Genomic DNA, 20,970 nt, shown 5'->3' with positions numbered 1-20,970 from the left:
TGATCCCCTCAAGGGGACAATTCTATTTCCATGACAAAACAAACTTTAACAATATCCATTCCTCCAAACAATGGAAGATAATACCACAGTCCCCACACAGCCGGTTGCCGAAGAAATCGTGCAGTTGGAGGGAGGTACCTATGAGATACTCCGGAACCGCCTGCAGAAAAGCGGCAGCGAGTTGCGCACCCAACTGGATCAGCTGAACCAGGAGCGCAAAAAAGTATTTGGTGCCATCGAGACAAAACTGCTGGCCACCGACCGCATCACCACCGAAAATAACTGCGTGGCCTGGGACATGGTGCCTGTTGGCTTTAACATGCTCTTTGGCTACAACGTGCACATTGGCCTGAAGTCGGAGGTGGAGCTGAGCGATGTGTTTGGCGTTTATACGTATGCAGGCCACACCTTCAAAGAGCAGTCGCTGGAGCTGATAGGAGACCAGACCTTTAAAGAGGATTTCCAGAAGCTATACAAGTATTACAAGAACACCCAGTTCGTGAAGTTCGCGCTAATTGGTACGCACCTGTTTATGGTGTTCCGGGTGGGCAAAAGCGCCAGCGATATCAAGACGTTCAAGTGGCTGGTTCAGGGGAACGAACTGGTGTACCTCGATAACCGCAGCGACCACGAGTACGTGTTTCCCAACCAGCACGACTTTACCTGGAAGCGCACGGTGCGGGAGTCGCAGCGCAAAGGGAAATACCCGCATGTGTCGATCGAAGACAAGGTTTTCGTGGAAACGCTTGGCGGTGATTTAACTATCAAAGTAGAAGACAACACCGATTCCGGCCACGGCATTTACTCCGAAGAAGTGGAGGACAAAGACCAGTCGCTGGACGATTCGGAGATCTACTATGCCATCATCGGCAATATCATACTTCTAAAGATCCGACCTTACCGCGAAAACAACTACCGCTATTTCGTTTTCAACTATAAGCTGAAAGAGGCACGTCGGATTGATGCGCTGGAGCAGAGCTGCGTGCTGCTGCCCGACAACCAGGGCATCATTTACCCTTATGGCTACTACCTGCAGACGGGGGAGTACAAGGAGTTCGACAACAACCTGCGGGACATGCTGTTCGAGAAGCGCATTGTGTCGCCGAACGGGGAGGATTTTCTATACGTGTTCTACAACAAGGAGCAGGGTACGTACCTGCTGCTCTCTTACAACCTGATCAACCAGAAAATCGAAACGCCGATCATCTGCCACGGCTATGCCATTTTCGAGAACGGCGAGCTGAACTACTTTAAGGCAGATGAGGAGCCGCAGAAGCACCATGCGGTGCAGATTTGGCAGACGCCCTACATTGGGCCGAACTACAGCATCCCGGTTACGCAGGAATCATACTTGTACAAGATCGGGAATAAGGAAATTGTGCGCGCCATGGCCGAGTGCACCGAGTTGCTGTCGCTGCTGCAGAAGGAGGATTCTTACACCAATTTATACCTGGACCTGATCAAGCTCACCACCAATGTGCTGGATTCTTACCATTGGCTGAGCCGCAAGGAAACTTTTAACTTGGCGGCACCGCTGGGAGGTATCCGGCAGACGGCCACTGCGGCAGTTGATGAGTATGAGAAAGTGCTGAGCATCCGCAAAAGTACTAAAGAGCAGGTGGAGGGGGTACTGGGGCAGGCAGAAGCACTGATCAATACACTCAAGCTTCAGAAGGCAGAACACATTAACGATTATGTGAAATATCTGGCGGAGCTGCGAACGCTGCGCGGAGAGGTGGTATCGTTGCGCGACCTGCGGTATGCCGATCTGATGAAGATCGAGGCATACGAGGCGCAATTACTGGACTTTGCCCAGAACATGGCCAATGCCACCGTTACCTTCCTGCTGAAGCCGGATGCGTTGCAGCCCTACGAGCAGCGGGTGCAGCACCTGAATGCTGCCATCGACACCGTAACAAAGGTGGTGGAGGCTGATGCCATCGATAAAGAAATTACGGGTGTGGCAACCGAGCTGGAAATGCTGATCGACATTGTGAGCAACCTCAAAATAGAGGATGCCACCCAGACAACCAGCATCATTGATACCATCTCCGGTATTTACAGCACCTTCAACCAAACCAAGGCTACCCTCAAACGCAAGCGCAAAGAGCTACTGAGCCGGGAGGGGAAGGCGGAGTTCAGTTCGCAGCTAAAGCTGATCAGCCAAAGCGTGATCAGTTACCTGGATGTATGCGATACGCCTCAGAAGTGCGAGGATTACCTGGCCAAGCTGATGGTGCAACTGGAGGAGCTGGAGGGGAAGTTTCCGGACTTTGATGAGTTTATAGAGCAACTGGCGGTAAAGCGCGAGGAGATTTACAGCGCGTTTGAGTCGAAGAAGGTGGCCCTGCAGGAGGCGCAAAACAAACGTGCCACGAACCTGCAGCAGGCGGCGGACCGCATCCTGAAAGCAGTGCAGAGCCGTATCAGCAAGCTCGGAAGTATAGCTGAGATCAACGGCTACTTCGCCTCCGATCTGATGATTGAGAAGGTGCGGAACACGGTGGAGGAGCTGCTAAATATAGGCGACACCGTGAAAGCGGACACCATCCAGAGCCGCCTGAAAACGGTGAAGGAGGATGCCATACGTCAGCTGAAGGACAAGCAGGAGCTGTTCGTGGCGGGAGAGAACGTGTTGAAGTTCGGCACGCACCACTTTACCGTAAACACGCAGCCCTTTGAGCTAAGCGTGGTGCACCGTGATGGCGCGATGTTCTTCCACTTAACCGGGACCAACTTTTTTGAAAAGATAGTGGATGACGCATTCCTAAGCTACAGGCAAGTATGGGAGCAAACGCTGGTATCCGAGAACAACAACGTATACCGTGCTGAATATTTAGCTTTTCAGGTGCTGCAAACGGCACAGGATAAAAGCTTAACAAGTATGGCTGGCGAAGGCTTCAAGTACCTGACCGTGGACGAGCTGTATAAACTGACCGAAGCGGAGCTTCGGGAGTATGTAGCCCGGTTTATGGCGGCGCGTTTCAACGAGGGCTATACCAAAGGCGTGCACGACCACGATGCCGCGCTTATACTTGGGGCTATGGTTCGGCTAACAAAAACAGCGGATCTGCTGCGGTATACTTCTGAGGCGCGTGCCTGTGCGCAGCTGTATTGGGACGTGTTTGCTTCTGAAAAACGCAAGGCAACGCTGCACCATCAGCTCAAGGGCATTGGCGCAATCTTGCAGGTTTTCCCGGACACGCACCAATTTGACAATGTAGTAGAGGAGTTGCAGCAGGAAATAAGCGCTTTTCAGCAGGAGACAGCATTGTTTGCAACGGCCCTCGCAGCAGAAGCCGGAGAATACCTGTTTTATGAGCTTACGCGCGGCGACCATTTTGTGATAGACAAATTTGCCGCCACTTTGTATGACGGTTTTAAGCACTACCTTACAGATAAGAAGGCCCTGACTGCCTTCGAGGCGTCGGTGAAGGCGCTGGAGCATAATCCGGTAGAGCAATTTGAGCTGATACAGCATTGGCTAAAAGCGTACGCGCTGCAGGCCAACCAGCAGGACAAGCTAACTTATACTTCGGAAGCGGCCGTTTTGCTTCTGCGCAATGGATATAACGGGCAGCATGTCATCAATACGGTGCTGCAGGAAACGCTGGCGCAGTTGCATGGGGTGCATCACGTGGTGCAGGAGCAGCAGTACCAGTTGCAGTATCATACTTTCCTAGGCAAGCTGCGCAACTATACTGCTACCACGGCCACACAGTTTACCCAGTTCACCGCTTTAAAAAAGCAACTGACGGCAACGTTTGAGGAGCAGCTGCGCCTGCAGGAGTTCAAGCCACGCGTGCTGTCGTCGTTTGTGCGGAACAAGCTGATAGATCAGGTATACCTGCCGCTGATCGGGGCAAACCTGGCCAAGCAGATGGGTACCGCCGGAGAGGCAAAACGCACCGACCTGATGGGCATGCTATTGCTGCTGTCGCCTCCGGGCTACGGTAAAACAACCCTGATGGAGTACATCGCCAACCGCCTCGGCATCATTTTTATGAAGATTAACGGCCCTGCTATCGGGCACCAGGTGACAGCCATAGACCCGGCAGAGGCGCCCAACGCAGCTGCCCGCGAAGAACTGAACAAGCTGAACCTGGCGTTTGAAATGGGGGACAACGTGATGATTTACCTGGACGATATCCAGCACTGCAACCCCGAGTTCCTGCAGAAGTTCATCTCCCTTTGCGATGCGCAGCGCAAGATAGAAGGTGTGTACAAAGGCAAGAGCAGAACCTATGATTTCCGGGGCAAGAAGGTATGCGTGGTGATGGCCGGAAATCCCTACACCGAAACCGGTGAGAAATTTCGCATTCCGGACATGCTCGCCAACCGCGCTGACATTTACAACCTGGGTGATATTATCGGGGATACGGAAGATGTGTTCAAGCTAAGCTACATCGAAAACTCCCTTACCTCCAACGCAGTGCTAGCCAAGCTGGCGGGGCGCAGCCAGCAGGATGTGCACACCTTGCTGAAACTGGCGCAGACCGGCAATAGCGAAGGCCTGAGCTATGAGGCTAACCATTCGGCAGCGGAGATAAGCGAATACGTGCAGGTGTTTCAAAAGCTGCTGCGGTTGCAGGATGTTATTCTGAAAGTGAACATGGAGTACATTCGCTCGGCGGCACAGGCAGATGAGTATAGAACCGAGCCAGCCTTTAAACTACAAGGCTCCTACCGAAACATGAACAAGCTGGCCGAAAAGGTAATGCCGATCATGAACGACCAGGAGCTGCAGACGCTTATCCTATCGCACTACGAGTCGGAGTCACAGACGCTGACAACGGGGGCAGAGGCCAACATGCTCAAGTTTAAGGAGCTGCTGGGGCTGCAGTCGGAGGTGGAGGCGCAGCGCTGGCAGGATATCAAGGCTACTTTCGTGCGCAACAACAAACTCAAAAGCTTCGGCGACGGCAACCAGGTAGGGCAGGTGCTAGCCCAGATGGAAAGCATCACCGGTGGGCTGACAGGTATACAAGAGGTGCTGCGCGGATTAAAGGAGGAGGATAAATAAGGAGCGCAAGTATAGATCAGTTAATCGGGCTTGTTTGCCACCTGTTAGAAAGAAACAGATAAGCCTTCCTTTACAATACATTTGATACAGAAGCGGCACCCCATGCAAAATGAGGTGCCGCTTCTTTTTGAGCTATTCAGGCCTGGCAGCGCGTAAAAAATCACTTACTTCACCGGTGCTGTACCTGAGCCATTTATACTTGATGACGTTGCACAGCGAAGGATACTATGGCGCAATCCTCAAGCTAGTGTTGTCTTATACTTGTAAGTATAGAATTCTGGATGGTGTTATTAGGCCCAGTAATTTTTACGGATCACGAGCACGTAATAATCTTCTTTGTTGCCGTTCATCCTGTTTAAAAGGCGTAGTGCCGAAGCAATGGAAGTGGCGCTGTTCTGGGTGCTGGTGGCAGGCGCCTCCTGTAATTGCGCAGCCCAGGGAGTAGTGTCAGTCTGTGCTAATTTTTTCCGGGTGTTTGCATATACAACCTGCAGGCTGGCGCTTTTGCATTTTTGGGCCATGCGTGTCATTGCCTCCTGGTCCGGGAAAGCCATGATGAAATGAGAATTGTTTAAGTTTAGAAGTTCCATATAGTAAGGGGTAAGTCGGTGCCGAGGATATTAAGTATATCCTATATCTATATAGATAAACGAAGTTTATTCTGCGGTGTTACATGCTTGTAAGCATTAGTCTTATAATTATTCCAATAGTGCTGCTACGGCTACTAGTGCCCTGTTGTGGAAAAACTCGCAAAAGGATTGATTGATTTATAGGAGATTAACATGTTCGGGCTATCTTTTGCAAGACTGAGCTGCCACCAGGCAAGCTGTAAGTATAGGTAGTTGTAGGCCGGTGGGAACAGGGCCAAAGTGCGCTACTCAGGCAACAGGAACAGGCTGGTTTCTAACACCACAAGCTTAGTTGCGTTACAGTGGTTAACTGCGCAAACACAACTAAAATGAAGAAACTACGGGAGATCCTTTTAATTGACGATGATGAGGCTACCAACTTTTTAAACCAAAGGCTCCTGCGGTCACTGGGCATAACTGAGCAGGTGACGGTGCAGCTAAACGGCGAAGTAGCTTACAACTACCTGCTGGAAACCTGGCAGAAAGACAAAACCCGCCCGGAACTGATTATACTAGACCACCACATGCCGGTGATGGACGGCTTGGAGCTAATGGAAAGGCTGGGCCACAAAGGCTTACTGAATGAAGTAAGTGTTTTGTTTCTATTGCTGGCTGTTGATTCCTCCAAAGAACAAATACAGTTGTTTAAAGAAGCGGGTGTACAGGAGTTCACTGACAAGCCTTTATGTAAAGAAACAGTGATGGAGGCTTATGCCAAATATTGGGCAGGAGACACTGTGCAAAACCACAGGCAAGAACAGGAGGGGCTGAACGAAAACAATACTAAATAGCGAAGGCTCCCACAACGGGGAGCCTCCACATATGCTGAAATCTATAACCAATTTCAACTTTTAGCCGAGAATTTAATTAGCATAAATCATGCCATTAATTTCTGAATGACTGCAAGTTATAAAGTATAGTGAAAATTATATATAACTGACGATTTTGCTGTCAGCAGTGCCATGCCAAACTGGCTGACTCCAAGTCTTTACTGCCATTCTCTACTACAGGCCAAAAACCCTTGGCAGCCACAGGCTAAGCTCCGGAATGTACGTTACCAGAAGCAATGCAACCACCATTGCCAGGAACATAGGGACCAGCGGTTTTATCACTTTGCTTATACTTATGTCGGCCACGCCGCAGCCCACAAACAGCACCGACCCCACCGGAGGCGTGCACAGCCCGATGCACAGGTTCAGCACCATCATGATACCGAAGTGTACCGGGTCCACGCCCAGCGCCGTTACCACAGGCAGGAAGATAGGCGTGAAAATAAGCACGGCAGGCGTCATGTCCATGAAAATCCCAACGAACAGCAGGATCAGGTTGATGATGATCAGCACCACAATCTTGTTATCGCTGATGGAAAGCAATGCCTCGCTCACCCCCTGGGGAATGTTTGCGTAAGACATCATCCATGACATACCCATTGACGTGCCAATCAGCAGCATCACAATGGCTGTGGTGATAACCGTATGAATAAGTATGTCTGGTAGCTCGCTTACCTTAACCTCTCGGTAAATCACCATCGAAAGTATGAGCGTGTACAGCACCGCAATGGCCGATGCCTCGGTGGCGGTAAAAATACCGGCAATAATACCTCCGATCACCACAATCAGCAGCAGCAGGCTTGGCACGGCATCCAGAAACTTTTTAAACACTACTTTCAGTGGCGTTCGGTCGCTAACCGGATACTTGTTTTTGTAAGCGATAAAGCCAGCTACCGACATCAGGGCCAGTCCCAGTAGTATACCCGGCACGTAGCCCGCCACAAATAAAGCCGCAATAGACACGCCACCGCTGGCGAGCGAGTAAACGATCAGGATGTTACTGGGCGGAATAATCATGCCGGTGGTGGCAGACGTGATGTTGACAGCCGCACTGAAAGGGCGGGAGTAGCCTTCCTTTACCATGCGGGGCGTCATGATGCCGCCGATGGCAGAGGCCGCGGCCACCGCAGAGCCCGAGATAGCCCCAAAGAGCATGCAAGCCACGATGTTCACGTAGGCCAGGCCGCCCGGTAAAGTGCCCACCAGGCCTTTGGCGAAGTCAATGAGCCTGCTGGCGATGCCGCCCCGGTTCATGAGCTGCCCGGCAAGTATAAAGAACGGTATGGCCAGCAGGGCAAAGCTGTCGAGGCCGGTGGCCATGCGCTGGGCCAGTGTGGTGAAGGCCGCTTCCGGCGCAATGCTTACCAGCATAGTCAGGAGCGCCGCAATGCCGATGGAAAAGGCAATCGGAACACCTATAATCAGCAAAAAAAGAAAGCTTACTACCAGTACTATAATCTCCAGAAAATCCATTGCTTGTGGTTAGATAGAAAACGTTGTCAGCTTCGTGTTTTTCAATTAGGGCGGGCAGTGCCTAGGCCAACTCCTTACCGATCTCCTCTGGGTCTTCCTCTTTCTCGGTTAGGTTCATGAGGCTGTAGAAGATAATGAGCAGGCCGCTAAGCGGCAGGGCCGTGTATACATAGCCCAACGGCAGGCCGAGCGAGGCTGAGGTTTGCCCCAGCGTCAGGGTGATGTACACCAGGTTGATGCCTCCCCACACCATCACAAAAAAAGCGAATAGCGCCACCAGCAGGTGAATGAAGATGTTGAGGTTACGGGCACCCTTTCCCTGCATTTTAGAAGGTACAATATCGATGGCGAGGTGCAGCTTTTTGCCGCTCACGTAGCTGGCGCCCAGCAAGCCTACCCAGATCAGCAGGTACCGCGACAGTTCGTCCGTGAAAGAGCTAGGCGACTGCACCACGTAGCGGGAGGCCACCTGCCACAGTACGTTCAACACCATCACCGACATCAGCACCACCAACAGGGTGAAAAGGACACTGTCTACCGTTTTCCGTAGTTTCATTTCTTATAAGTTAAATTCTCGCTATTTAACGCTGTTGGCAGACGTGTTTTCTGCTGCTTTAATTCTTTGGATGAGCTCGTATACTTCCGGTTCGCTTTTGTATCCTTCATACATCGGCTCCACCAGCTTTGAGAAAGCCTCTTTGTCTGGGTTGATGATCTCGACACCAGCCTTCTTTACGGCTTCCAGGGCTTCCTTCTCGGCCTCTGCCCATAGCTTGCGCTGCACCACCGCCGACTCTTCCACCGCCTCCGTAAGCCACTTTTTCTCCTGCTCCGTCAGGTCTTCCCATACTTTGGAGCTAATCATGAGAATGTCCGGCACCATGGTGTGGTCGTTGAGCGTGTAGTATTTGGCCACCTCGTAATGGCGGGAAAGGTAGAAACTGGGCGCGTTGTTCTCGGCTCCGTCTACCACGCCCTGCTGCAGGCCGGTGTACAACTCGCCCCAGGATACAGGCGTGGCCGAACCGCCGAAACTCTGCACCATGTCGATGGCTGTTTTGCTGTCCTGCACCCGGATTTTCATTCCTGCCAGGTCACCTGGTGTCCGGATTGGCTTTTTGGTGGAGTAGAAGCTGCGGCTGCCGGCATCGTAAAATGTAAGGCCATGCAGCCAGTACTTCTCTCCCTGCAGCAGCAGGTCGTCGCCGATGTCTCCCCCCAGTACATCAAAATAATGGGCCTTGTCCTTGAAGATATAGGGCAGGCTAAGCACCTTAAAGTTCGGGGAGAACCCCTCCATCACGGCCGCAGATACCTTTGTCATTCCCAGGCTGCCAATCTGTAGCAGCTCCAGGCATTCCCGTTCGGTGCCGAGCTGCGAGTTCGGGTAAATATCAATGGTCAGTTTGCCGCCGGACTTCTCCTTTACCCGCTTAGCCATAAATTCCATCGCTTCGTGCACCGGGTGCGTTATGTCTAGCGTGTGGGCAAGCTTAATTTCTTTTGTTTGTTTGATCTTATCGCAGGAGGTGGTTACCAGCAGGAGGGCCAGCAGGAGCATAGGAGTGCTGAATAGCTGCGCGAGCTTCAGGAGGCCTCCTTGTAAAGGGCGTTTGGTATACTGCATAATTAGGGTCTCTGCATCAGAGCTGTCAGGTTAGCGTAGGTCAGGATTTCAAGGTGCATTTATACTTGGCAGCAGCGGAGTGGTGAAGTATAGCCGCAGCTTTTGCCTTGCTATACTTCACCACCCCGTTTTCGCCTTAGCGGCTCGTTTTCACCAGCTCAAGGGCCTGCTGTGTTTGCGCGTGCAGCTTTTCGTACTGCCGCTGCGCCAGCACATCTTTGCTGATAAGCTTGGAGCCCATGCCCACGGCGCAAACACCGGCCTTAAACCAGGTGCTGATGTTGTCTTTGTCAAGCTCTACGCCGCCGGTAGGTATAAACAGCTGGCCGGGGAACAGCTCCTTTATCGAGGACAAAAAAACAGGACCCAGTATGTTGGCCGGGAACAGCTTGATCAAAGCTGCCTGCGCCTGCTGCGCCACATGAATCTCGGTTGGCGTAAAGCAGCCCGGAATCCAGAGCAAACTCGCTTCGTACGCAATGTTGCCTACTTTCGGGTCCACAATTGGAGCAACGATATAATCAGCGCCCGCTTTGATAAAGGCATTCGCCTCTTCTGCTGTCTTAATCGTGCCGATGCCCAGGTGCAGGTCCTGGTGTTCTTTGTTCAGTTCAGACTTCAGGTAGGTGAAATTGTCCAGTGCGGCAGGGCCCCGGTTGGTGTACTCGAGCGTGCGTATGCCGGCTGTATAGAGCGTTTTGATGATCTCCAGGCTTACTTCCGCGTCTTCGTAGAAGAAGAGCGGCAGCAGGCCCTGATTCACGATAGCCTGTAAGGCAGTTTGTTTAGTTGGCATAGTTGCTTATGGTTTCTTGTACCTCGGCTACCGTGGTAGAGGTAGCATCGCTGGGTATGAATAGTTTCTTGAAGGCGGCAGCCGTGGCAAAGGCCAGTGTGTCGGAAGGCGAGAGTTTGTTATGGAAGCCGTAGATCAGCCCTGCCATAAAGCAGTCGCCGCTGCCTACTTTGTCCAGTATCTTCTCCGCCACATATTCCTGCGAAACAGTTAGTTCGCTGTCTTTGTAAAGCGTGGTGTAGTAGCGGATGCCTTCCTTATGATCAAAGCGGAAAGTGTTGGCTACGATGCTGCAGTTCGGGAATTTCTTCGTGATCTCCTCTGATGTAAGTTGCGCGTGCTGCAGCAGGCTTTCCTTTTCCCCGTCAGCAATCAGCTCCTCATTCAGTTTGATGCCAAGCATCTTATTAGCCGCCCAGATATTGCCCATGATCAGGTCGCAATAGTTGGCCAGTGCAGGCATTACCTCCACCGGGTCTTTGCCATACTTCCAGAGCTTTGCCCTGTAGTTGAGATCGAGCGAGATAAAGATATTCCTCTCTTTGGCAGCTTTCAGCGCCTCTTCGCATACATCCGCCACGTTCTGGTTAATGGCAGGGCAGATGGCGCTGAAGTGAAACCAGCTCACGCCTTCAAAAGCCTTATTCCAGTCTATCGTACCGGGTTTCAGGTCTGCGTAAGCCGAGCCGGCTCTGTCGTAGATAACCCCGGTGTTCTTGAGGTCCTTGCCCTTTGGCAGGTAGTATAAGCCCACGCGGTCACCTTGGTAAACGATGGCATCCGTCTCCACCTTTCGGCCCTTCAGATAACCCACCAGCTGCTCTGAAATGAAGTTGTCAGGCAGCGCAGTGATGTAAGCAGACGGCACATTCCAAAGCGCTAATGCGGTGGCCACGTTTGCCTCTGCCCCGCCCACGTAAAACGGCAGGTTGTTTTCCTGTAGCCACTGTCCGCCTTCATCCGGACAAATCCGTAGCAGCAGTTCCCCAAACGAGAGTACTTTCCCCATAGGTTTTAAAAGTTGAAGTAGTTCTTTGCGTTATTGTAGCAGATGTTTTCGACCATCTGGCCATACCATTCCATTTCGCTGGCTGGCAGTTCGCCGCTCTCGACATCATTGCCGATCAAATTACACAAGATTCTTCTGAAATACTCATGGCGTGGGTAAGAGAGGAAGCTGCGGGAGTCGGTAAGCATGCCCACGAAGCGGCTTAGCAGGCCCATGTTCGACAGCGCGTTCATTTGCTTCTCCATGCCGTCTTTCTGATCCAGGAACCACCAGGCAGAGCCGAACTGAATCTTGCCCGGCGTGGAGCCGTCGTTGAAGTTGCCGATCATGGTAGCGTACAGCTCGTTCTGACTCGGATTCAGGTTATAAAGTATGGTCTTGGCTAACTGATCAGAGTTGTCCAGCTTATCCATGAACCTCGAGAGCGGACGCGCCACGTCAAAGTCGCCGATGGAGTCGAAGCCGGTGTCAGGACCCAACTCGCGCATCATGCGGGTGTTGTTGTTGCGCAGGGCTCCGAGGTGAAACTGCTGCGTCCAGCCTTTGGCGTGATCCAGCAAGGCCAGCTCCACCAGCATCGCCGATTTAAACTTCAGCACCTCTTCCTGCGACAGCTGCTGTTTATTCAGCGCCTTCTCAAAAATAGCTTTGACTTCTGCTTCTGTGTATTCTTCGGCATAAATAGTCTCTAGACCGTGGTCGGAGAGGCGCCCGCCTAACTCGTGGAAGAAGTCGTGGCGCTGCTTCAGCGCGTCCAGCAACTGCTGGAAAGTGCCGATGGAAACACCAGACGCTTCCTCCAGCTTCTGCAAGTAGGGCAGAAACACCTCCGGCAGTTCTATGGCCATGGCCTTGTCGGCGCGAAACGTTGGCAGCACCTGCACACCAAAGTTGTCGGCCTTTATTTTCTGGTGATACTCCAGGCTGTCGATCGGATCATCTGTGGTGCAGATAATCTCCACGTTCATTTTCTGGAGGATGCCGCGCACGCTGAACGCGTTGGTCTGCAGCATGGCGGTGCAGTCGTCGTAAATTTCGCGGGCTGTCTCGGGCTTCAGGATTTTCTCAATGCCAAAAGGCTTTTTAAGCTCCATGTGCGTCCAGTGGTAAAGCGGGTTGCGCACGGTGTAAGGAACAGTCTGAGCCCACTTCTCAAACTTTGCGTAATCATCCGCATCGCCGGTGCAGTACTTCTCCGGGATGCCGTTGGTGCGCATGGCGCGCCACTTGTAATGGTCGCCTTCCAGCCAGATTTCGGTCAGGTTCTTAAATCTCCTGTCTTCGGCAATATCCTTGGGTGATAAATGGCAATGGTAATCAATGATGGGCATGTGCTTGGCATGCGCATGGTATAATTGCTGCGCAGTTTCCGTCTGCAGCAGAAAGTTATCGTCTAAAAAGGACATCATGTATACTTGTTTTCCTTTGCCTGATGATGGCAGAATAGTAAGCTCTTAATTCGATTCTCTTTTGGGTGTTTGGCCTGTGGTGAAAATCTTCCCTAGCCCCACCTAAAAGGGGCAAAGGGAAGATTCAATTCAACCATCACTCAACTTCTTTATAATAGCTCCTGCTAAGCTATTTTTTCTTTTTCCTGCTCTGTACGCTGCAGTTGTCCTATTTTTTCCTTCACCATACTTGCCAGGCCTTCCACCTGCGTCAGGTCTCTGTCCCAGAAATCGGTGTTGGCGAGCGTAGCATCCACAGCAGCTGCGGCGTCATTGCCTTTCCAGGCTTGCTCGAAGAATGCCAGCACTTCCGCTGTGTCATTCAATGGGATTTTCTCGCCCTGCCATTCGCCTCTGTAAAACAAAATAAGGGCAGCCAGCGAGGTGAGCAGGCGCTCTGGCAACTGGCCTTTTCGATGCTGATACTCTAGCACTGACGGTAGCACGCGCACTTTATACTTCGAGACAGAGTTAAGCGCAATTGAGATCAGTTCGTGGTGGATGAACGGGTTCTGGAAGCGCTCGATCACATCGTTTGCAAACTGCTCCAGCTCTTCTTTCGAAAGATCAAGCGTAGGAATGATTTCCTCAAAAATGGCTTCTCTGATGAAAGGGCCCGTATATGCATCTTCCACCGCCTCGCGTACCGTGCGCAAGCCGTGCAGGTATGCTACCGGTACCAGCGCCGTATGCGCTCCGTTCAGGATGCGTACTTTGCGGGATCGGTAAGGGGTGAGGTCTGTTGCGAACTTTACCTGCAAGCCTGCTTTTTCGGTTGGGAAGGCTGCCTTTACAGACTCCGGCGCCTCGATTACCCACAGGTGGAACGGCTCTGCCTTTACCACCAGGTTGTCCTCAAAGCCAAGCTCCTGCTGGATTTGCTTGATGTCGTCTTTCGGGAAGCCTGGTACAATGCGGTCTACCAGCGTGTTGCAGAAGATGTTGCTCTCGTTGATCCAGTTCGTAAATTCTTGCGGCAGGTTCCAGTGCGCGGCAAACTGAAGTATGGTTTCCTTCAGTTTTGCCCCGTTCTTCTCGATTAGCTCACAAGGGATGATGTTCAGTCCTTTGTCTGGTGCGCCGCTGAAGTGACTGAAGCGGTGGTAAAGCAAGGCAGTCAGCTTGCCCGGGAAGCTGGATGGAATCGTATCCATACTTGTGTCAGCTTCTTCAAAGCAAATACCCGCTTCCGTTGTGTTGGAGATGATAAACTCCAGGTCCGGGTTCTCGGCCAGTTGCAGGTATGCACTATAATTGTCGTAAGGGTTCAGTGCGCCGGAAACGCTGGTAATCAGGCGTGTTTCCTGTGTTTCCTTGCCGCCCTGTATGCCGTTGAGCAGCACATGGTACAGGCCATCCTGCTGGTTCAGCAGGTGCACGATGCCCCGTTCGATCGGCTGTATAATCTTAACGCTTCCGTTAAAGTCCGTTTTTTCGTTCAGGATATCGATGATCCAGTCTACAAATCCGCGGAGAAAATTGCCCTCTCCAAACTGCAGCACCTTAACCGGGTAGTTGCGCGTGATGTTAGCTGTCTGTCTGTTTAATTGCTTCATAATCATTTCGTTTGGCTTACGGAGCTGTACCTGGCTGCATGCCTTGTTCCGTTTTATGTTCCTTCTAAAGTCAGGCTTTCGGCGTGAGCTGCGGGGCCTGTGCTATACTTGTTATATCCCCTTTTTAAGGGAGGATTTTCGGATAATCAGTTCGGGCTTCAGCACCGTTTTCTGAGGTACGGCCCTTTTATCGCCTGCCTTGAGCTGCTGAAAGAACAGTTCTGCCGTTCTGCGGCCCATCGTCAGGCTTAGCTGGTCCACGGTGGTCAGCGGCGGATCGGTGAAGGAGGTGAAGGGGTCATTACTGAACCCAGCCAGTGCTACCTGCTCCGGAATTTTGATGCCACGCTCTTTTAGCACCTGCATGGCGCCCATGGCCCCGAAATCACTTGCCGAGAAAACGGCGTCCGGCATCTCTTTCAGTTGCAGAAGCTGTTCCATACTTGCCCGGCCATCCTCCAGTTGCAGGTTGCTTAGCACCACCAGCTCCTCGTCGTAAGGCAGTCCGTTGTCTTTCAGCGCATCCACGTACCCGCGGAGGCGCTCCTTAAACACGCTTACTTTTTTTGGACTTGTGAAATGCGCAATGCGCTTGCAACCCTGCTCAATAAGGTGCTCCACGACCTTGTAGGCGCCCAGGTAGTCGTTTATCATGACCTGGCTTACATCCAGGGCATCGGTGGTGCGGTCAAACAACACCAGCGGAAAACCTTTTTCCAGCGCGTTTTTGTAATGGGCAAAGTCTTCGGTGTTCTTTCCGATGGAGGCGATAATGCCGTCTACGCGGGCACTGAAAAGTGCATCGATCGTCTGTACTTCCTTCTCGTAGTTGTCGTACGATTGGCTAATGATCACTTTGTAGTTGAAGGTGTTCGCCACCTCCTCAATTCCCCGGATAACGGAGGCGAAGAAGGCTCTGTCGGCCGTGGGTACGATAATGCCAATAATATTGCTTTTGCCGTTCCGAAGGGCGGCGGCAATGTTGTTGGGCTGGTAATTCATTTGCTTCGCCGCCTTCAGTACCGCCTTTTTGGTTACTTCGCTGATTCTCGGGCTGTTGTTGAGAGCGCGTGATACGGTAGAAGCCGTCACATTCAGTTTCTCGGCTATATCGTGTATCGTTACTTTCGCTTTCGTTTCCATTCCAGTGTGTTGTGTGTAAGTGCTTTGTGCCTGTTCTGCTCGGCGGCATCCATAAGCTAACCTAGTTCTCGTTGCTAGGTTTGCCAATAGTGGCTAATATACCACCATCCACATATATAATCTGGCCGTTTATGAAATTACTGGCCTTGCTGGCCAGGAATATAGTAGTGCCTTCCAAATCCGCTGGGTCGCCCCATCTTCCTGCGGGTGTTCTGTTGATGATAAAGTCATTGAAGGGGTGACCGTCCACACGGATGGGAGCCGTCTGGTCGGTGGCGAAATAGCCCGGTCCGATGCCGTTCACCTGTATGTTATACTTGGCCCATTCGGTGGCAAGGTTACGGGTCAGCATCTTCAGGCCTCCTTTGGCGGCGGCGTAAGCCGAAACAGTGTCCCGGCCCAACTCGCTCATCATTGAGCAGATGTTAATGATCTTGCCGCTGCGCCGCGCTACCATGTTTTTGGCCACATACTTCGACATGATGAAGGGAGCGGTCAGGTCCACATCCACTACTTTGCGGAACTCCGCCACATCCATTTCAAGTGCCGGCACCCGCTTAATCATGCCGGCATTGTTTACCAGAATTCCTATCGGGCCAACTTCCTGCTCAATCCGGGCCACGTTCTCCTGCACCTGGGCCTCATCCGTCACATCAAAAAGGTAGCCGTGCACACTGTAACCTTCCGCGCTGTAGTTGGCCAAGGCAGCCTCCATCTTGGCGGGGGTGTTGCCGTTTATTACCAGCGTGGCACCGGCCTTGCCAAGCGCTTTGGCCATCGCCATGCCCAGGCCGTGCGTGGCACCCGTAATCAGGGCAACCTGCCCTTGTAAGTCAAATAGATTCATATCCGCTTATTTCAGGTCCGTCGGTTGTACTTTGTCCATGTCGTTGTAGTCCAGGTTCTCGCCGGCCATACCCCAGATAAAGGCATAGTTGTAAGTGCCCGCGCCGCTGTGGATAGACCATGGCGGGGAGATAACGGCCTGTCGGTTTTTTACGAAGAGGTGGCGCGTTTCCTGGGGCTCGCCCATAAAGTGGCTCACCACCTGGTCTTCCGGCAGGTTGAAGTATAAATAGGCCTCCATTCTTCTGTCGTGGGTGTGGGCGGGCATGGTGTTCCAGACGCTTCCCTGCTGCAGCTCGGTCAGGCCCATCTGCAGCTGGCATGTTTCCACCACCGAGTTGATGAGCAGTTTGCGGATAATGCGGTGGTTCGAGTTCTCCAGCGAACCCATTTCCACTGTCTCAGCCTGGTCAAGCGCTACCTTCTTTGTAGGGTAATTGCGGTGTGCCGGGGCCGAGTTAAAATAGAAGAAGGTATCGGCACCGTTGGCGGCAGGGTGGAAGATTACTTCTTTGGTTCCCATGCCTACATAAAGCGCCTCCTTGTTAGCCAGTGTAATCACTTCGCCATCTACGGTTACCGTACTTTCTGCCCCGATGTTAATGATGCCGAGTTCGCGTCTGTCCAGGAAGTTTTCCGAGCGCAGTGTCGGGAACGACTCCAGGGGCAGGGGCTTATTAGCGGGTTGCGCGCCACCTACTATCAGGCGGTCATACATAGTATAAACACCCTGAACAGCGTCTTTTTGAAATAGGTCTTCTATAAGGAATGCCTCGCGAAGCTTTGCTGTGTCATAGGTCTTGCTATCGTTCGGGTGAATGGCGTGTCTGATAGAATAGGATGTGCTCATAGTTCTATAAGTTGTGTAAACGTTTGCGCAAAATACAATTAATTTTCAATAATTATAAGCCAAGTACGGTTTTAATTCGATTTGCGTTGAGGAAACCCACATCGGGTGAGTAAGTACTTACGCTAAAAATTATAGGGCTATACTTGTTACAATGGCTGTTTTGATCAAATTAAGGTAAAAATGCCGCTGTTTATTTTGTAAATGAAGAGAAAAATTTTTAAAATGCAATCGTTTGCGCAACAAATCTAAATCACTACCGGTAAGTGATTAATCATCAAAGCACAGATTCAGGGCAGAATACAACTTGTTTTGCTTCTGATACCGCGAGGAGAGGCAGGTGCAGCCGCAGGTAAAGTAAGGATGCACTCACCAGTTGCGCAAAAGGCGGCACAGGGTAAAAGGACCGATTAACCTGGTCGCCGTGCGATTTGAGAATGAAAATGAATCTAACCTATACACTTACACTTAATAAACAACCTATGCGAAACGCTTTACTAGAGAAGATGAGGTGTTTGTTCTTCCTGCCCCTTTTCTTTATCGCCATGTCAGGTGCGCTTGCTCAGGGCCTTACCGTAACCGGAACCGTTACAGACGAAAACGGCGACGGCCTGCCTGGGGTAACGGTGCTGCAGAAAGGAACCTCTAAGGGAACGGCAACCGGGGTGGATGGAACTTTCACGCTCCCTGCTGTTGATAGCGATGCTACCCTGATCTTCTCCTTTATCGGTTATAAGACAAAGGAAGTGCCTGTAGAGGGCAGGCAAACAATAAACACTTCTATTCAACCTGACCAGCAGGCGCTGGAAGAAGTAGTGGTGGTGGGTTACGGTACCGTGAACAGAAGGGACCTAACGAGTTCTGTGTCGTCGGTAAATTCGAAGCAATTGGCCGATATACCTGTAAGCACGGCTGCGGAAGCGCTTGCCGGCAGGCTGGCAGGTGTGCAGGTAACTACCTCGGAGGGCCAGCCAGGCGCCGAAATTCAGATTCGGGTACGCGGCGGAGGCTCAATCACTCAGGATAACTCTCCTTTATATATTGTGGACGGTATCCAGATGGAGGATGCCTTGTCTATACTTTCGCCACAGGAGATTGAGTCGATTGACGTGCTGAAAGATGCGGCCTCTACCGCTATTTACGGTGCCCGCGGTGCCAACGGCGTGGTGGTGATCACGACAAAAGGCGGTGTGGCCATGCCAACCGAAGTGACTTACAACGGATTTGCCGGTGTAAGAAGCATCGTAAACAAGCTGGACGTGATGAAGCCGTACGACTACGTGAAGTATCAGTACGAAATCTACAACTACAACACCGACCAGGAAACGAAAAACACCTTTACACAGCGCTATGGCCTGTACGAGGATATCGATATCTATCAGAACATGCCGTTTGCCGATTGGCAGGAGGAGGTTTTCGGACGCGACGCATCAAGCCAGACACACATACTTGGCGTGAGGGGCGGTAGCGAGAAAACCTCTTTTAATTTTACGCTGAACCACTCCGATGAGCAAGGCATTATGCTGAACTCTGGCTTTGTCAGAACGCTCGCCTCTTTTAAGTTCGACCACCGCGCTACTGACAAGCTGCGTTTGGGTCTTAGCACCCGCTACAGCCGCCAGTCGATAGAAGGCGTAGGCACTTCCGCTACCGGCTCGCAGAGCAACAACAGGCTGAGAAACGCCGTGCGCTTCAGACCATTTGTGGCGCCAGGCATGGAAAGCACAGTAGATGAGTTTGATCCTGAGTTCGCCAACCAGACGAACCTGATCAGCCCGCTGCTGCTGGCCAACCAGGAGCTGCGCGAAAACAACCGAAACGACATCCTGGTGAATGGCTGGTTCAGCTACGACATCATCAAGAACCTGACTTTTAAAACGGTTGTCGGTATCACCAACACCAACACCGACCGCTACGATTTCGACGGCCGCTACACCAGCCTTGCCAGACAGAACGCAGACATGCCGGTATCTGAGATTCGTAAGGGAGAGGCGCTCTCGCTGACAAACTCCAACACGCTGAACTATAGATTCGATCTGGGGTCAGATCACGAGTTTACGGCCCTGCTCGGACATGAGATCTGGCAGCGCCAGTCGAACGGCTCTACCATAATCACCAAGTACCTGCCAGTGGATATCACCGCAGAGCAGGCCTGGGCCGGTATCGACAAGGCAACACCGCCATCGGGCTTGATACAGGATGCGCCGGCTACGTTTGAGCAGGAAAACAGACTCCTGTCTTTCTTCGGGCGTGCCACCTACAACTACAAGGGCAAGTACCTGGCCACAGTAAACCTGCGCCGTGATGCCTCTTCGCTTTTCTCTCCTGAGAACCGCGTAGGCTATTTCCCTTCTGCATCCCTGGCCTGGCATATTGCTGATGAAGACTTTATGGCTGGTACCGACAATTGGTTGTCTGACCTGAAGCTGCGCATCAGCTACGGCGAAGTAGGTAACAACCGTATCGGGCAGGACCTTTGGAAAACGCAGTTCACCAACTCAGGCAACTATGGCTATGCCTTCTCTGAGGCGGTGACTCCTGGTTTTGTGGCGCCCGACCTGGCTAACGCAAACCTGAAGTGGGAAACAACCATCTCCAGGAACCTTGGCCTCGACTTCTCCCTGTTTAACAACAGGCTAAGCGGCTCGGTGGATGTGTACCAGAACAGCACCAGAGATCTTCTTTTGATGGCCCGGATCCCACAAACCAGCGGTTACTCCACCCAGTTGCAGAACATCGGTGAAACAGAGAACAAAGGACTGGAACTGCAGTTAAGCGGCGTGGTGGTGGACAACAGCGCCTTCACCTGGAACACCAACTTTAACATGGCTTTCAACCGCAACAAGATCGTGAGCCTGGGAATTGACTCTGAGGGCAACCAGCTGCAGTCTTATGCCGAGATGTCAGGTTGGGTGAATAACCTGCAGGATTTCTGGGTACAGGTGGGTCAGCCAATCGGCCAGTACTATGGCTACGTTACAGACGGCTTCTACACAGTGGATGATTTCAACGCCGCCTTCAACGAAGCCTCCGGTACCTGGACGTATACGCTGAAAGAGGGCATTCCGAACAGCAAAGACATTGCTCTTGGTAACAGAGACCCGCAGCCAGGCGACCTTAGGTTAGCTGACCTGACAGACGATGGCAACTCCATGATTACTCCGGATGATAGAAAAGTATTAGGTTCTTCACAGCCGAAATTCATCGGTGGCTTTGGTCAGCAGTTCACCTACAAAGGCTTTGACCTGAGCGTGTTCATGAACTTCTCCTATGGCAACAAAGTGTACAACGCCAACAAGATTGAGTTCACTACACAGTACCTGTACCGTGATAACAACATGCTGACGATGGTGAACGACCGCTGGAGACGCTTCGACGACAACGGGCAACTGGTAACGGACCCTGAGCAACTGGCTGCCCTGAACCAGAACGCTCAGTTCTGGACACCGCCGCTGGGCCAGTACTTCCTGCACTCTTTCGCCATCGAAGATGGTTCTTACCTGCGCATCAGCAACGTGACACTCGGTTATACTTTGCCGCAAAGCATTGTTGACAGAACAAGGGTTTTCTCCAAGTTCAGAGTATACGCCACCGTAAACAACCTGCTGACCTTAACAGGTTACTCAGGTTACGATCCGGAAGCAAACACCCGCCGCGGCAACCCGCTGACGCCAGGGGTTGACTACGCTGCCTATCCGCGCAGCCGCTTTATACTGGGTGGTGTGAATGTTACTTTCTAATTT

Annotated in this window: 14 protein-coding genes; 3 read left to right on the top strand and 11 right to left on the bottom strand. The window is 51.9% G+C overall.

Annotated elements, in window-relative coordinates:
- The first annotated feature begins 70 nt into the window (after nt 1-70).
- Nucleotides 71-5,023, top strand: a complete 4,953-nt coding sequence (locus tag A0W33_RS05080) for a DNA repair ATPase (protein WP_068837158.1) — start codon at nt 71-73, stop codon at nt 5,021-5,023.
- Between the two features lie 290 nt (nt 5,024-5,313).
- On the opposite strand, the gene A0W33_RS05075 is transcribed toward A0W33_RS05080, so the two are convergent.
- On the bottom strand, nt 5,314-5,613 hold the full coding sequence (locus A0W33_RS05075; RefSeq protein ID WP_139237208.1) for a hypothetical protein: 300 nt from the start codon (nt 5,611-5,613) through the stop codon (nt 5,314-5,316).
- Nucleotides 5,614-5,981: 368 nt separating this feature from the next.
- Here A0W33_RS05075 and A0W33_RS05070 point away from each other — a divergent pair, with 368 nt between their 5' ends.
- On the top strand, nt 5,982-6,443 hold the full coding sequence (locus A0W33_RS05070) for a response regulator (RefSeq protein ID WP_068837156.1): 462 nt from the start codon (nt 5,982-5,984) through the stop codon (nt 6,441-6,443).
- Between the two features lie 213 nt (nt 6,444-6,656).
- Here the strand turns inward: A0W33_RS05070 and A0W33_RS05065 are convergent, their stop codons facing one another.
- The 10 genes from A0W33_RS05065 to kduI all read right to left on the bottom strand — a co-directional run bounded on the left by A0W33_RS05065 (nt 6,657) and on the right by kduI (nt 17,230).
- A complete protein-coding gene (locus tag A0W33_RS05065) occupies nt 6,657-7,955 on the bottom strand; it encodes a TRAP transporter large permease (protein WP_068837155.1) in 1,299 nt (432 codons plus the stop codon).
- 61 nt (nt 7,956-8,016) lie between these two features.
- Nucleotides 8,017-8,511, bottom strand: coding sequence for a TRAP transporter small permease (locus tag A0W33_RS05060; protein WP_068837154.1), 495 nt, complete (start codon nt 8,509-8,511; stop codon nt 8,017-8,019).
- A 21-nt stretch (nt 8,512-8,532) separates the two neighbouring features.
- Complete coding sequence (locus A0W33_RS05055) at nt 8,533-9,516, bottom strand: TRAP transporter substrate-binding protein (protein ID WP_068839943.1); 984 nt, start codon at nt 9,514-9,516, stop codon at nt 8,533-8,535.
- 202 nt (nt 9,517-9,718) lie between these two features.
- Entirely contained in the window at nt 9,719-10,378 is a 660-nt protein-coding gene (locus A0W33_RS05050; protein WP_068837153.1) for a bifunctional 4-hydroxy-2-oxoglutarate aldolase/2-dehydro-3-deoxy-phosphogluconate aldolase, read from the bottom strand.
- Nucleotides 10,368-11,387: a sugar kinase gene (locus A0W33_RS05045; protein WP_068837152.1), complete on the bottom strand. Its 1,020-nt coding sequence runs from the start codon at nt 11,385-11,387 to the stop codon at nt 10,368-10,370. The genes A0W33_RS05050 and A0W33_RS05045 overlap by 11 nt, the downstream gene beginning before the upstream one ends.
- Before the next feature lie 5 nt (nt 11,388-11,392).
- Nucleotides 11,393-12,793 (bottom strand): glucuronate isomerase, encoded by a 1,401-nt coding sequence (gene uxaC / locus A0W33_RS05040; RefSeq protein WP_216637181.1) that lies wholly within the window; start codon nt 12,791-12,793, stop codon nt 11,393-11,395.
- A 167-nt stretch (nt 12,794-12,960) separates the two neighbouring features.
- Nucleotides 12,961-14,391: a tagaturonate reductase gene (locus A0W33_RS05035; protein WP_068839942.1), complete on the bottom strand. Its 1,431-nt coding sequence runs from the start codon at nt 14,389-14,391 to the stop codon at nt 12,961-12,963.
- Nucleotides 14,392-14,502: 111 nt separating this feature from the next.
- The gene (locus A0W33_RS05030; RefSeq protein WP_068837150.1) at nt 14,503-15,534 is read right to left on the bottom strand and encodes a LacI family DNA-binding transcriptional regulator; all 1,032 of its coding nucleotides are present in this window, start codon (nt 15,532-15,534) and stop codon (nt 14,503-14,505) included.
- A 61-nt stretch (nt 15,535-15,595) separates the two neighbouring features.
- Complete coding sequence (locus tag A0W33_RS05025; protein ID WP_068837149.1) at nt 15,596-16,381, bottom strand: gluconate 5-dehydrogenase; 786 nt, start codon at nt 16,379-16,381, stop codon at nt 15,596-15,598.
- Between the two features lie 6 nt (nt 16,382-16,387).
- Nucleotides 16,388-17,230 (bottom strand): 5-dehydro-4-deoxy-D-glucuronate isomerase, encoded by an 843-nt coding sequence (kduI, locus tag A0W33_RS05020; RefSeq protein ID WP_068837148.1) that lies wholly within the window; start codon nt 17,228-17,230, stop codon nt 16,388-16,390.
- Nucleotides 17,231-17,709: 479 nt separating this feature from the next.
- On the opposite strand from kduI, the gene A0W33_RS05015 reads away from it, so the two are divergent.
- Nucleotides 17,710-20,967 (top strand): SusC/RagA family TonB-linked outer membrane protein, encoded by a 3,258-nt coding sequence (locus tag A0W33_RS05015; RefSeq protein ID WP_229802226.1) that lies wholly within the window; start codon nt 17,710-17,712, stop codon nt 20,965-20,967.
- The last annotated feature ends 3 nt before the right edge of the window (nt 20,968-20,970 follow it).

Origin of the sequence: Pontibacter akesuensis (assembly GCF_001611675.1) — a bacterium.
GTDB lineage: Bacteria > Bacteroidota > Bacteroidia > Cytophagales > Hymenobacteraceae > Pontibacter > Pontibacter akesuensis.
This window is presented reverse-complemented; position numbering and strand designations above follow the sequence as displayed.

Coding starts and splice junctions, on each gene's coding strand:
- A0W33_RS05080 (WP_068837158.1), top strand. CDS start 71: ATGGAAGATAATACCACAGTCCCCACACAGCCGGTTGCCGAAGAAATC.
- A0W33_RS05075 (WP_139237208.1), bottom strand. CDS start 5,613: ATGGAACTTCTAAACTTAAACAATTCTCATTTCATCATGGCTTTCCCG.
- A0W33_RS05070 (WP_068837156.1), top strand. CDS start 5,982: ATGAAGAAACTACGGGAGATCCTTTTAATTGACGATGATGAGGCTACC.
- A0W33_RS05065 (WP_068837155.1), bottom strand. CDS start 7,955: ATGGATTTTCTGGAGATTATAGTACTGGTAGTAAGCTTTCTTTTTTTG.
- A0W33_RS05060 (WP_068837154.1), bottom strand. CDS start 8,511: ATGAAACTACGGAAAACGGTAGACAGTGTCCTTTTCACCCTGTTGGTG.
- A0W33_RS05055 (WP_068839943.1), bottom strand. CDS start 9,516: ATGCTCCTGCTGGCCCTCCTGCTGGTAACCACCTCCTGCGATAAGATC.
- A0W33_RS05050 (WP_068837153.1), bottom strand. CDS start 10,378: ATGCCAACTAAACAAACTGCCTTACAGGCTATCGTGAATCAGGGCCTG.
- A0W33_RS05045 (WP_068837152.1), bottom strand. CDS start 11,387: ATGGGGAAAGTACTCTCGTTTGGGGAACTGCTGCTACGGATTTGTCCG.
- uxaC (WP_216637181.1), bottom strand. CDS start 12,793: ATGTCCTTTTTAGACGATAACTTTCTGCTGCAGACGGAAACTGCGCAG.
- A0W33_RS05035 (WP_068839942.1), bottom strand. CDS start 14,391: ATGAAGCAATTAAACAGACAGACAGCTAACATCACGCGCAACTACCCG.
- A0W33_RS05030 (WP_068837150.1), bottom strand. CDS start 15,534: ATGGAAACGAAAGCGAAAGTAACGATACACGATATAGCCGAGAAACTG.
- A0W33_RS05025 (WP_068837149.1), bottom strand. CDS start 16,381: ATGAATCTATTTGACTTACAAGGGCAGGTTGCCCTGATTACGGGTGCC.
- kduI (WP_068837148.1), bottom strand. CDS start 17,230: ATGAGCACATCCTATTCTATCAGACACGCCATTCACCCGAACGATAGC.
- A0W33_RS05015 (WP_229802226.1), top strand. CDS start 17,710: ATGCGAAACGCTTTACTAGAGAAGATGAGGTGTTTGTTCTTCCTGCCC.